The following is a 12,703-nucleotide window of genomic DNA, read 5'->3' on the forward strand; positions in this document are numbered from 1 at the left end:
TGTCTACACAGTCTCTTATGCTTATTTTGTTAACTTTGTCAAGTTCATATTATACCAAATTAGATGAGCTTACCCTGTACCAGCGATACCATTGCCTATCGATTCGAGCGCCACCAAAACGAAATTAAACAAGGTGCTAAACTAACTGTACGGCCAGGACAAATAGCAGTCTTTGTCAGCGAAGGCCAAGTTGCCGATATCTTCGATCCGGGAATGCACGAACTGTACACCCGCAACTTACCCGTTCTGGGCACCTTAAAAGGTTGGCCCTACGGTTTCAACTCTCCCTTTAAAGCAGAAGTCTACTTTTTTAACACCAAAATATTTACCAACCTGAGATGGGGAACCTCTAACCCTGTAATTATCCGCGATCCCGAACTCGGCCCAGTGAGAATGCGGGCTTTTGGCACATACAACATTAAAGTTTCCCATCCAGAACAACTCTTAAAGCAACTAATCAGCACTGACGGACTATTTCAAGTAGATGAAATCACCGATCAACTCCGCAATACAATAGTCAGTGCCTTTGCCAATTGGGTTGGCAGTTCCCGCGTTCCCCTGCTGGACTTTGCAGCCAACTACACCCACATGGGCGAACAGGTGCGAGTTGCCATACAGCCAAGTATCCAGCAGTTTGGCTTAGAGTTAACTCAGCTATTAATTGAAAATATCTCGATGCCGCCTGAAGTTGAAGAAGCACTCGACAAACGAGCTTCAATCGGACTTCTGGGAAATATGCAGCAATATACCCAATATCAAGCTGCTAACGCTATAGAAGCATCTGCAAATAACCCTAGCGGCGGCAATCAAGCATTAGAATTTGGCATGGGAATGGCACTAGGCCAGCAAATGACAAATATGATGCAGCCGCCAGCATCGCAAACACCGCCGCCACCTCCTCCGCCAATACAAACTCAGTGGTATATTGCCCAAAACGGTCAACAATCAGGCCCTTTTGAATTGCATCAACTTCTGCAAAATGGTTTGACACATCAGGTAATGGTGTGGCGTGCGGGTTTTGACGGCTGGAAGTTAGCATCGCAAGTGCCGGAATTAGCATCTTTGTTGGCGACAGTACCGCCGCCTCCCCCGCCAGCCGCCGCCTAAAATTTTGCATATTTAGTTAATTGGTAATTGGTAATTGGTATGGTTTCCCGATTACCGATTAGCAATTACATCACCAATTAACCATTATGAATACTTCTGAACCTGCTGTTAAACGTTTTCCTTGTCCTAGCTGCGGGGCTTATTTAGAGTTCAACCCCCAAGCAGGAAAGCTCAAGTGTGCTTACTGCGGCTGGGAAGATGCAATTCCCCAAACGGCTGAAGAGGTAAAGGAGAACTCTTACGAACAATATCTCCAAGTCGATCGCACGACGCTGACAACTTTGTCAACAACAGCCCTGGAAGTAAAATGCAATGATTGCGGAGCAACTGTTACTTTTGAACCGCCGAAAGTAGCGGGCCAATGCCCATTTTGTGCTTCGCCAATTGTGACGCAACCTGAAAAAGCTAGCCCTAGCGTGCATCCAGAGGGAATTGTTCCTTTTGAAGTTACTGATAAACAGGCCAGAGAAAGCATTCAGAAGTGGCTCAGCAATCGCTGGTTTGCTCCTTCTGCTTTGAAATCCCTAGCGCAACAGGAGAAAATTCAAGGGGTTTATTTGCCGTTTTGGACTTACGACACTTATACGGTTAGTTACTATCAAGGTTCTCGCGGAGAACACTACTACGTAACTGAAACTTATACGGAAACAAACTCACAGGGCGAAACAGAAACTAAAACTCGCCAAGTGCAACATACCAGGTGGTGGCCTGCTTCTGGGAAAGTCGATCGCTTTTTTGACGATATTCTGATTCCCGCTACAACTTCAGTCGATCGCCCCCGCCTAGATGCGTTAGAACCTTGGCATCTCAAGGAGTCGCTGCGCCCTTACAATTCATCTTATTTAGCTGGGTTTGAAGCGCAGCGATCGCAAGTTTCTCTCACTCAAGGATTTGAATCTGCTAAAAATGTCATGGCTCCTACTATTCGCTCGGATGTTTGTAGGAATATTGGTGGCGACGAACAGCGGGTTCACAGCATTTCTACTGATTACAGTGGTATCACTTTTAAGCATATTTTGCTACCTGTGTGGCTGTGTGCCTATCGTTATCAAAACAAACGATATCAAGTAATGGTTAATGCACGCACCGCTGAAGTTCAAGGCGAACGTCCCTACAGTGTTTGGAAAATTACTGCTGCTGTTGTTAGCGGTGTCGTGCTTGCGGGTGTTATGTACCTATTGTTTACTGGTAATTGGAAATATATCCGTGTTCCCGGTCTCCCTCAACCCCAACCCCAACCAACTTCCTTACCTGTACCTAGCCAAAAATTACCACCAGCGCCTGTTCCCTCTACCGCACCTGTACCGAACAAAAAATTACCGCCAGCGCCTGTTCCCTCTACCGCACCTGTCCCCCCGAACAAAAAATTACCGCCAGCGCCTATTCCCTCTACACTCTAGTAATTCTCGATGGAGCAGTCACCGGAGGCGGCGGAGGCATCGTCGTCGGTGTAGTAGTCGCGATCGATGTCAGTAAAATTAACTCAATTATTATTTGATCCGAATCAATAAGTTTAATGTAAATCTACCTTAAGGAGTACACAACAGAGTTTTTAAGTATCTTTTTTTAAACACCTAAATTAAAGAGAGCTTGTTCTGTTTAATTTAGGTGTTGCTTTAAGTAAAGATTATGAGTACAGTAGATTTAATTGTACTGATGATTTTAATAAAAACCCATACTATTTTCCGAAATAATATATAAACTACGAAATATAGACCTTTAAAAACACATTCATGAACTGCAATTGATAGCATATAAAACTTCGTGAAAAGCGAAAACTTGTAAATATATTGTGTCAACAAGTCACAGAATATTTAATTAGTACAACAAACGAACTTTTACTAACAAAATTTGAGAATCAATTGTATGAATCAAAATCAAATTAAATGGTTGGCCGCCGCTCTAATGCTAATAGACCACATCGGATTGATGCTTGAAGCAGAACCCATGCGTATCATCGGCCGCCTCAGTTTTCCGTTGTTTAGTTGGGTATTTGCTCAAAACTGGAAACGACCGGGGGACAAAAATCCTCTGATTACTCGACTGATATTATTTGGGGTACTTTCTCAAATACCTCATATGTTACTTTTTGGCAATTTGCAGTTAAACATCATGTTTAGCTTTGCCGTAGCAGCACTAACTTTGAGCTACATCCGACGCTTCGATCGCAAAATTGCAGTTTTAAGCACAGGTCTAGTAAGTGCTCAAATTTTAGGAGTGACTTACGGCTGGTATGCAGTGGCTTGCCCGCTATTGATGATTAGGTGGAAAGGAGGAGGCTCTCGCCTTTGGTGGTTCGGCTGGACTATAGCAAATATCGGATATGCAATTAGTTGCAAAAGCTGGATTCAAATTTTCGCTATATTCACACCGCTAGTTCTGGCCTACTACGATACCTCTAAAGACCAAAAACCCACGGCTCTAGAAAAAAGATTTTTCTATTATTTTTACCCACTACACCTTGGGGGGCTAGCGGCACTGCGAACAATGGTCTAAATAAGACTGGGGATTCTAATTAGTTCATTGTGGATTTTTTATTTAAACGAAGTACAACCGCGTCTCTGAGCGATCGCCCCCAGAAGATCGCGATCGCTTTCCTGTAACTTGCCTTCACTCTGTCATCCAGGAGTATCTGACAGAAGTCGGGATCTTTGCTGGCTTACCCGTCGGTGAGATTTTTCCCTAGGCTGAGAATGACAAAATATTGTAACGAGTTGTAAAGTATAATTAAACCGAAGCGAACACAGAGGCCAAGTAGTATCAAATGCGAGTTGCGATCGCCGGAGCAGGCTTAGCAGGACTTTCCTGCGCTAAATATCTTACCGACGCGGGTCACACCCCCATCCTCCTAGAAAGTCGGGACGTACTCGGCGGCAAAGTAGCCGCCTGGAAAGATGCAGACGGCGACTGGTACGAAACCGGCCTCCACATCTTCTTCGGCGCATACCCGAATATGCTCCAACTATTCAAAGAACTTGACATCGAAGACCGGCTGCAATGGAAAGAGCACTCGATGATTTTCAATCAGCCGGAAACCCCCGGAACCTATTCCCGCTTTGACTTTCCAGACCTTCCGGCTCCCTTCAACGGCGTCGCAGCCATCTTGAGCAACAACGATATGCTCACCTGGCCGGAAAAAATCCGCTTCGGTATAGGTTTGATTCCGGCGATGCTTCAGGGTCAAAACTATGTCGAAGAAATGGACCAATACTCGTTTTCCGACTGGCTCAAAAAGCAAAACATCCCCCCCAGAGTCGAAAAAGAAGTATTCATCGCCATGTCCAAGGCGCTCAACTTCATCGACCCCCACGAAATCTCTGCAACCATACTGCTGACAGCCCTCAACCGCTTCTTGCAAGAGAAAAACGGCTCGAAAATGGCCTTTTTAGACGGTTCCCCCACAGAGAGGTTGTGTCAGCCGATGGTAGACTACATAACTGAGCGCGGCGGCGAAGTACGGCTGAATGCACCCATCAAAGAGTTTTTGCTCAACGATGACAACACGGTGCGCGGCTTCCACATTCGGGGAGTAAAAGGGGCAGAGTCAGAAATTCTGACGGCCGATATTTACGTTTCCGCGATGCCGGTTGACCCGCTCAAGTTGATGATGCCGAAACCTTGGGGCGAAATGGATTATTTCAAACAGCTCGAAGGCTTGGAGGGAGTACCCGTCATTAATGTACACTTGTGGTTCGATCGCAAGCTAACTGAAATCGACCATTTGCTGTTCTCGCGATCGCCCCTGCTGAGCGTCTACGCCGACATGAGCAACACCTGCCGCGAATATGCCAACCCAGACAAATCCATGCTGGAACTGGTTTTAGCACCGGCCAAAGACTGGATAGGCAAATCAGACGAAGATATCGTCGCAGCCACAATGGTCGAGTTAGAAAAACTCTTTCCCGATCAAATCCCAGAACCAGCCAAACTGCTCAAATATCACGTAGTCAAAACCCCTCGTTCCGTCTACAAAGCCACTCCCGGACGCCAGCAGTGCCGTCCCACACAAACAACTCCCATTAGCAATTTCTATCTAACGGGGGATTATACGATGCAGCGTTATCTTGCGAGTATGGAAGGTGCCGTGCTTTCTGGTAAGCTGACAGCGCAGGCTATTTCAACGGCCAATAACCAATGAAAAATTAAGAATTTTTCATAAAGACGTAAAAAATCTCCCGTTTTCTAAACGGGGGAAAATCAGTTCTAATCTTTAAATTTCTTATTCTCGGATGCTGCAACTGTCAAAACTCCAGTGCATGAGAACTCTGGCTTCTGTGGATGACTCTTACGAACTGTGCCGCCAAGTCACCGCGAGTTATGCCAAAAATTTTTATTTAGGCACTCAACTCATGCCCGAAGCCAAGCGTCGGGCGATTTGGGCGATTTACGTCTGGTGCCGCCGCACCGACGAACTCGTAGACGGGCCTGGTTCTGATGCAACGACCCCTGAAACCCTCAATCTGTGGGAAAAACGCCTAGAATCTGTGTTTGCCGGCCATCCTCACGACGACTACGACGTAGCTTTGGTGGATACGCTGTCTCGTTTCCCGATCGACATTCAGCCGTTTCGAGAGATGATTGCGGGCCAGCAAATGGACTTGTACCGCAGCCGCTACGAAACTTTTGAAGAGCTCAATCTTTACTGTTATCGAGTAGCGGGTACTGTAGGGCTGATGTCGATGTCTGTCATGGGTGTAGGCGAATCGAGCTCCGCTGCTAACTGGAATTGGCATTGGGGGAATAGAATTCCCAAAGAAGAAGCGATAGCCCTGGGTATTGCCAAGCAGTTGACTAATATTCTGCGCGATGTCGGAGAAGACGCCCGCCGCGGCCGCATTTACCTTCCCTTAGAAGACTTAGCCTTGTTTAACTACACCGAAGAAGATTTATTCAACGGTGTAATTGACAACCGCTGGCGGGAATTGATGCGGTTTCAAATTCAGCGAGCTCGCAAATTATACGCCAGCGCCGAACCGGGAATTAAAGTGCTCAGTCCCGATATCCGCTGGACAGTTTGGGCTGCTACTATGCTGTACAGCAGGATCTTAAATGCGATCGAACGCAATCAGTACGATGTTTTCCAGAAGCGGGCTTATGTTAGCAATTCTCAGAAACTGCTGTGTCTCCCCGCCGCTTGGATGAAGTCAAAAGTGCTTTAGCCGCAGGCAATTTTGCTGGCGATTCGGCAACGGGTAAGGGGTATTTGTCAAGTTACAAATTATATGATGTCCAGCAAATTGCATATGAGGTTTGTGGGGATGCGCTAGTGCCGTGTCCCTAACTTTGTTAGGTTAACTTAAGTCAATTTATAAGTCAAATTAGTGGAGTAGCGGGCGGAATTTTCAATTGGGCGATCGAACTTTCCAACAATTGCTTTTCCTGCTGGAGTTTTGCTTCTAAATTTTGAATTTGTTCTCGGCGGGCTTCAACTTCAATCAAGCGGCGAGACAATTCTTGACTCTGCAAAGTGAGAGATTGCCTCCAATCTTCTGCTTTCTGGGCTTCTTGCTGCAAAAAATCGGGAGTAAAGCCTGTTGTTAAATATTTCTCAACTAATTGTAGTACCCAGTTTGTAGCTGCTTGAATATTTACAACCTGGTTATTTTCGCCAATATCTGCTAATACTAGCATCCCTTCATTTAAAACATTAGGTGCCGAGTTAATTGGATTTTGAGCAAAATCTGGCGGTAGGGTCAAGACAGTTTCTTCAAAAAGCATAGCCCAAGTATCCTCAGCATTTTGGCAAGCCAGCAATTGCAGACTTATCTCACCTAAAATTTCCTGATTTTGTACTTGGGCTAAATATAACATGAGGGTAATAAGTGATTGCTTATTAGTTATTCATAACTGGTAATGGGTAAAAACAGCTATCCGTGTATTCCGCGTCCTGCTATTGGTAATTGATAATTGTAGGATTTGCGATCTCGTAGGGGCGGGTTTTACAAACAATTTATGCTTGAAACTAACTATCTCGTAAACCCGCCCCGGCCACAGTCAACAGTCAACAGTCAACTGTCAACTCTTAAAACAACTTTAGCCGATCGCGCAAAATCTCCGCCTGTTTTTCGGCTTCCGCCAAAGCATCCCTCGCCCCCTGAACCACATCAGGAGTAGCCTTATCCACAAACTTCTGATTAGTCAAACGCGCCGCAGTATGCTTAATTTCAGCTTCCACCTTGCTCAACTTCTTTTCTAATTTAGCACGCAAAGCGGCCAAATCCACCACCCCAGCCAGAGGAATCAATACTTGCACAGTACCGACAACCCCAGCAATTGACCCCCCTTGACCCCCATTACCAAGGGGAGATTCTGCATCCAAACTAGCAGTTACGGTCAGATTTTCGACTTTTGCCAAATCCTGAATGTAAACGCTTCCATCTGAGATTATTTGGCGTTCTTTCTCGCTTTCGCTTTGCAAAATCGCCGTCACCTTCACACTGGGTTTGATATCAGCATCGGCCCGCAAATTGCGAATAGTGCGAATAGTACCGAACAACAACTCAAATTGCTGTTCTAATTCAGCATCAATTAGCGAGATATCGGCTTCAGGATAAGCTTGCAAAGCCAAACATCGATCGTCACCTGTTTGAGTCAGAGTGTGCCAAATCTCCTCAGTAATGTGCGGCATAAAAGGATGCAGCAGTTTCAGAATACCTTCCAACACAAAAGCAAAAGTTTGCTGTGCCACTTTCTTAGAATTTGGTTCAGCATCCTGCTGCAAGCGAGACTTGACTAACTCAATATACCAGTCACAGAAATCGCCCCAGATAAACTCATAAAGTCCCTTCGCCGCTTCCCCCAAACCGTAATTTTCCAAACAATTGCGGCTTTCTTGCACAACTTGATAATAGCGAGACAGAATCCAGCGATCGCACAATTCCAAACCACCTACCCCAGAAGGACTTCCCAACTGTTCCGGAGTCTGTCCCTCCAAATTCATCATCACAAACCTGGCCGCATTCCACAACTTATTCGTGAAGTTCCGGGAAGCTTCCACTGATTTCGATTCATCAGTTTTGCGATCGTACTCCATGCGAATATTTTGACCGGCCCCAACCACTTCCTTAACCAAAGTGTAGCGCAAAGCATCAGTACCGTACTTGCCAATCAACAGCAGCGGATCGATACCGTTGTTTTTACTCTTAGACATTTTCTGACCGTTTTCATCCAACACCAAACCGTGAATGTAAACAGTATCAAAAGGCATCTTTCCAGTAAAATGTCCGGCCATCATCGTCATTCTAGCAACCCAGAAAAAGATGATATCAAAACCCGTAACTAAAGTAGTTGTGGGATAGTAAAACTCCAAATCTTTAGTTTCATCCGGCCATCCCAGAGTTGAGAAAGGCCACAAACCGGACGAAAACCAAGTATCCAATACGTCTGGATCTCTTGCTAGCTGCACGTCATCACCAAATTTAGCCGTTGCTTTTTCCTTAGCTTCAGCTTCAGTTTTCGCAACTATAAAAGGTGTTGTATCAGTAATTTCTCCTTGGGTTTCGCTAACAGCATACCAAGCCGGGATTTGGTGTCCCCACCACAATTGCCTGGAGATACACCAATCCTTTAGCTTCACCAGCCAATCGCGATAAACCTTTGTCCATCTGTCAGGAACAAAGAGTGGTGAGTTACTTTGATCTAATGCTTCTAAAGCGCGTTGAGAAAGAGGATCTATCTTCACAAACCATTGCGTAGATATCAACGGTTCGACCGCAACTTTGCCGCGTTCGCTGTAGGGAACTGTATGCTTGTAATCTTCTATTTTAACCAAAACCCCGTCATTTTCTAACCGCTTTACCACATTTTTCCGGGCAACAAATCGGTCTTGTCCTTGGAACTCTCCGGCATTTTCATTTAAACTGCCGTCCTTATTCATGATGTTAATAAACGGCAAATTATGACGTTTACCCATCTCGAAGTCATTCGGATCGTGGGCGGGTGTCACCTTGACACAACCAGTTCCGAAAGTCGGATCGACAAACTCATCAGCAATGATTGGGATTTCGCGATTCACGATCGGCAAAGTCACAGTTTTACCGATAAGATGCTTGTAGCGATCGTCCTGTGGATTCACAGCCACCCCAGTATCGCCCAGCATCGTTTCCGGCCGAGTCGTCGCCACCTCCAAATAACCAGAACCGTCCGTCAAAGGATAGCGGAAATGCCACAAATGGCCTTCAACTTCCTGCTGGTCTACCTCCAAATCCGACACAGCAGACTGACTCGCCGGACACCAATTCACCAGGTAATTGCCGCGATAAATCAGCCCCTCATCGTACAGACGGACAAACGCTTCTAAAACCGCAGCGGATAAGCCTTCATCCATCGTAAAGCGTTCACGCGACCAATCGACAGACACGCCCAAACTGCGTAATTGATTAGTAATAGTATTGCCCGATTCCGCTTTCCACTCCCAGGCCCGTTCCAAGAATTTTTCTCTACCTAAATCGTGGCGAGTTTTGCCTTCTGCTTTGAGTTGCTTTTCGAGAATAGTTTGAACTGCGATGCTAGCATGATCCGTTCCCGGCAACCACAGGGTATTGCGTCCAGTCATGCGGTGATAGCGGACGAGGACATCAATCAGCGTCTCTTCAAAAGCGTGTCCCATGTGGAGGCTGCCGGTCACGTTGGGCGGCGGGATGACGACGCAGTAAGGTTCGCCTCCGGCTTCTGGGTCAGCTTTGAAGGTTTGGTTGTCTTCCCAGTATTTTTGCCACTTGGCTTCGGTGGCTTTGGGGTCGTATTGGGGTGGTAGATTTGCGGTCATGGTGGCTTGAGAGTTTGATCTTATTTATGATTGTGCCATAGAAGGGAGGAGAAGAGTTTTGAACCGCATCCGCGTCAGAGGCAGAGGGAAGAGCGATATTCAAGGCGGGGCGGGTTTACGTTAAAATGAAGGTAAAATTAAAAGGTTTGATGGCATTATGAATGTAGCAGCACTTCGACATCAAATCGATCGATGGCTCGATCGACTCTCTCCAGAACATCTGGCATTAGTTGCGAGTTTTATAGAGTTTCTAAGCCAAAAGCAACGTCAGGGGGTAATCATTTCGCAAAATAATCTGCCAGAGGTTTTTTCAGCAGATATCAAAGAGATGCCTCCTGCTAATTCTTTTAGTATTCCAGAACTCTCAGAAATTGACGGAGAGGGCCAATCTAAAGCAGCGCTTCTACAAGATTTTCGGCAAGCTTGGCACGAAGCCATGACTGGGCAAACCATTTCGGTTGCTCAAATGTGGGAAGGAATTGAAAATGACTGACTTGCCCTTAATTCAAGTTATAGTTTCACCAACCTTCAATCGCAATTTACGCACTCTTGCAAAAAAATACCGCAGCATTCGCAATGATATTCAACCCATTATCGAACAACTCACACGGGGAGAACTGCCAGGAGATCGAATTGCTGGAGTGGGTTATGCAGTCTTCAAGTTGAGAGTCCGAAATAGCGACACTCAAAAAGGTAAAAGTGGTGGATACCGTTTAATTTACTACGTCCAAACAGCAACGGGAATCATTTTGCTGACCCTTTACACCAAATCCGAACAAGTCGATATTGCAGCAGAGGATATTCAGAACATTATTACAGAATACGAGCAGCAGCAGAGCGAAGATCGAGAGGATATCTAAGAGTTGGGGAATCTTGCGCCGTCGAATATGAGGTTTCGACATCTTCAGTGGTTAAATCCTTTTAATATCTTATTTGACAGAAATCCCTAATCCACAACCCGCCTTCTCTGGGAGAAAGCCACGATTTTGCCGATCGACCGTTTTTTTGCATTAGTCCTACTGGTAAAACAACTTGCAATAATTAAGAATCGCAATGAATAACAGTTATCCAACTCCAGGAATTGCGTTTTTTGTTCTCAAACTCAAACAAAAATTTATAGTTTGTAGGCGGGATTTAACATCGTATAGCAACACGGGCGACTGCTATACCTCGATTACTTCACCTCCTTATAATCAACTCCATAACTCGTATCTCTCCCCGACAAATACGTAGTTTTCCCGGTTAAAGTCTCCAGAGTGTTTTTCGTTTCAGCCGAAGTAATCGAATTCAGAGGTACGCCGAACTTGCTAGCCAAACCAGCCGCCACGCCCACACCTTGTCCTTGATAAATATTCACCGTCGCAATTCGCCCGACGGATACAGCCATACCGACATAACCGGACGATCGCCCGACAATGGCTAAATTCTTGACTTTGCTAGCTAAAGCGCTTTCTATCCCGAAATTATAGACTGGCAGCGGCGGAATTCTCGCAGATAAATTCTTGACTCCGCCCCGCATATCGAAATCGTAGGAAAAACTGCCGATCGACTTTTCGGGTACTGTTCCTCCTTTGATAATCTCCTTCCCCGTCAGCGGATCTATCACATCGCGAACGTTCAAAGTTTGCCTGATATAAATCTCGTCAGGAAGAAATACTCTCACATCTTTACCAGACTTCTTTTGTAGCCAGTATTGAAGATGTGACATTTCTCTAATCATTTCAGGAGTCGGTTTTCTGCCGTTAGCTTCCATCTTCATGATTTGGTGAACTTGGTATTTAAACAGAAACCCGTTCCAGGACAGCACATTTTTGTTATAAACGCAGACATTGCCTTTATCAAAAAAGAATCCTTTATTTTGACTAAATGGCAGATTTCTGTCTATGTGATACGCTGCGCCTATGGCTACGCTTCTGATATCGTAGCCGTCTGTATATGGCTGATAAATCGTACTCCAGAAATTCCTCAGCCAGAATTTGGTACTAGCCGGATCTTTAGATTTCATAATGCTTTCTTTAATCTTTTTTACCAAAGGCCGGTTGTAAAGAATTGCATCTTCTATTCTGCGGAACTCGGACATCGTTATACCTGTAATTCTCGGAACTATAGAGACAGCTAAAGTTTCATTTTTGGATTTTATATTTTGAGATTCATATCCTGTATAATAAGATAACCCTGCTTTTCTTGCCAATTCGGCGTCTTGAGTTACGTCAATAAAAGAGTTGGCTTTAATGGTTAAATTTCTGCCTTTTACTTCCGCATATTCGATTTTTTTATTTACGACGCGGGGAGTAAGAGTTGAGTTAGAAATAACTTTGACTCCTGCTGCTGAAAGCATCTGTTTGAGAGCTCGATCTGCCTTTTTTGGGTCTAAGCAAGATTCGGGCGCATTCGCTTTATCTAAGAATTCCTTAAAACATTGGGCGTAGGGTTGGCGATACCAACCGGGGATTTTATCTACATCGATGTAAGCTAAACCGCCACGGGTGAGTAAGCCGCCCAAAGGAGCACTTCCGTAGTTCGATCGCACGATCGCAACTTTGCCCTTTGCGCCTAAAGTTTTCTTAGCCCATATCGCCGCACATATCCCCGGTACTTCATCACCATATACTACTACATCGAACTTTTGCTCCGGTGATTTTTTGGGAGGTACTGGAGGCGGGCTGCTGGATTTTTGCTGCCGAGTTCCAGCGTCTAAGGTAGCACTTGCTGGGTCTCTATTTGCGATATAATTTTCTATTTCTCTGAAAACCGGATAATTAAGTAAAAGTTTTAGGGCGGCAAAGATGATTGCAATTGAAGCTAATTTCTTAAAAGTAGAGAGCATTC

Annotated in this window: 10 protein-coding genes; 7 read left to right on the forward strand and 3 right to left on the reverse strand. The window is 45.3% G+C overall.

Annotated features, from left to right (window positions below):
• Positions 1-63 precede the first annotated feature (63 nt).
• The 5 genes from QUA47_RS03455 (at position 64) to crtB (ending at position 6,266) form a co-directional block, all read left to right on the forward strand.
• Positions 64-1,107: an SPFH domain-containing protein gene (locus tag QUA47_RS03455; protein ID WP_333429729.1), complete on the forward strand. Its 1,044-nt coding sequence runs from the start codon at positions 64-66 to the stop codon at positions 1,105-1,107.
• Positions 1,108-1,193: 86 nt separating this feature from the next.
• Positions 1,194-2,507: a hypothetical protein gene (locus QUA47_RS03460; protein WP_333429730.1), complete on the forward strand. Its 1,314-nt coding sequence runs from the start codon at positions 1,194-1,196 to the stop codon at positions 2,505-2,507.
• A 466-nt stretch (positions 2,508-2,973) separates the two neighbouring features.
• Complete coding sequence (locus QUA47_RS03465; RefSeq protein ID WP_006632783.1) at positions 2,974-3,603, forward strand: TraX family protein; 630 nt, start codon at positions 2,974-2,976, stop codon at positions 3,601-3,603.
• A gap of 268 nt (positions 3,604-3,871) precedes the next feature.
• Positions 3,872-5,245 carry a 15-cis-phytoene desaturase gene (gene pds / locus QUA47_RS03470; protein WP_333429731.1) on the forward strand — a complete coding sequence of 458 codons (1,374 nt, stop codon included), beginning with the start codon at positions 3,872-3,874 and terminating at the stop codon, positions 5,243-5,245.
• Positions 5,246-5,336: 91 nt separating this feature from the next.
• Positions 5,337-6,266, forward strand: a complete 930-nt coding sequence (gene crtB / locus QUA47_RS03475; protein WP_333283482.1) for a 15-cis-phytoene synthase CrtB — start codon at positions 5,337-5,339, stop codon at positions 6,264-6,266.
• Between the two features lie 154 nt (positions 6,267-6,420).
• Here the strand turns inward: crtB and QUA47_RS03480 are convergent, their stop codons facing one another.
• Together QUA47_RS03480 and QUA47_RS03485 are read right to left on the reverse strand one after the other, a co-directional pair.
• The gene (locus tag QUA47_RS03480; RefSeq protein ID WP_333214535.1) at positions 6,421-6,918 is read right to left on the reverse strand and encodes a hypothetical protein; all 498 of its coding nucleotides are present in this window, start codon (positions 6,916-6,918) and stop codon (positions 6,421-6,423) included.
• A 211-nt stretch (positions 6,919-7,129) separates the two neighbouring features.
• Positions 7,130-9,874 carry a valine--tRNA ligase gene (locus tag QUA47_RS03485; RefSeq protein ID WP_333429732.1) on the reverse strand — a complete coding sequence of 915 codons (2,745 nt, stop codon included), beginning with the start codon at positions 9,872-9,874 and terminating at the stop codon, positions 7,130-7,132.
• 157 nt (positions 9,875-10,031) lie between these two features.
• Between QUA47_RS03485 and QUA47_RS03490 the strand changes: the two genes are divergently transcribed.
• Entirely contained in the window at positions 10,032-10,367 is a 336-nt protein-coding gene (locus QUA47_RS03490) for a hypothetical protein (RefSeq protein WP_333429733.1), read from the forward strand.
• Positions 10,360-10,734 carry a type II toxin-antitoxin system RelE family toxin gene (locus QUA47_RS03495; RefSeq protein ID WP_015179269.1) on the forward strand — a complete coding sequence of 125 codons (375 nt, stop codon included), beginning with the start codon at positions 10,360-10,362 and terminating at the stop codon, positions 10,732-10,734. Before QUA47_RS03490 ends, QUA47_RS03495 begins: the two co-directional genes overlap by 8 nt.
• Before the next feature lie 314 nt (positions 10,735-11,048).
• Here QUA47_RS03495 and QUA47_RS03500 read toward each other — a convergent pair whose 3' ends face one another.
• Entirely contained in the window at positions 11,049-12,701 is a 1,653-nt protein-coding gene (locus QUA47_RS03500) for an FAD-dependent oxidoreductase (protein ID WP_333429734.1), read from the reverse strand.
• Between the last annotated feature and the right edge of the window lie 2 nt (positions 12,702-12,703).

It is taken from the genome of Microcoleus sp. MON2_D5 (assembly GCF_036701905.1).
Lineage (GTDB): Bacteria > Cyanobacteriota > Cyanobacteriia > Cyanobacteriales > Microcoleaceae > Microcoleus.

Bases quoted from the DNA above. Each gene is read 5' to 3' on its own strand.
- QUA47_RS03465 (WP_006632783.1), top strand. From the start codon at position 2,974: ATGAATCAAAATCAAATTAAATGGTTGGCCGCCGCTCTAATGCTAATA.
- pds (WP_333429731.1), top strand. From the start codon at position 3,872: ATGCGAGTTGCGATCGCCGGAGCAGGCTTAGCAGGACTTTCCTGCGCT.
- QUA47_RS03480 (WP_333214535.1), bottom strand. From the start codon at position 6,918: ATGTTATATTTAGCCCAAGTACAAAATCAGGAAATTTTAGGTGAGATA.
- QUA47_RS03490 (WP_333429733.1), top strand. From the start codon at position 10,032: ATGAATGTAGCAGCACTTCGACATCAAATCGATCGATGGCTCGATCGA.
- QUA47_RS03500 (WP_333429734.1), bottom strand. From the start codon at position 12,701: ATGCTCTCTACTTTTAAGAAATTAGCTTCAATTGCAATCATCTTTGCC.
- QUA47_RS03455 (WP_333429729.1), top strand. From the start codon at position 64: ATGAGCTTACCCTGTACCAGCGATACCATTGCCTATCGATTCGAGCGC.
- QUA47_RS03485 (WP_333429732.1), bottom strand. From the start codon at position 9,874: ATGACCGCAAATCTACCACCCCAATACGACCCCAAAGCCACCGAAGCC.
- QUA47_RS03495 (WP_015179269.1), top strand. From the start codon at position 10,360: ATGACTGACTTGCCCTTAATTCAAGTTATAGTTTCACCAACCTTCAAT.
- QUA47_RS03460 (WP_333429730.1), top strand. From the start codon at position 1,194: ATGAATACTTCTGAACCTGCTGTTAAACGTTTTCCTTGTCCTAGCTGC.
- crtB (WP_333283482.1), top strand. From the start codon at position 5,337: ATGCTGCAACTGTCAAAACTCCAGTGCATGAGAACTCTGGCTTCTGTG.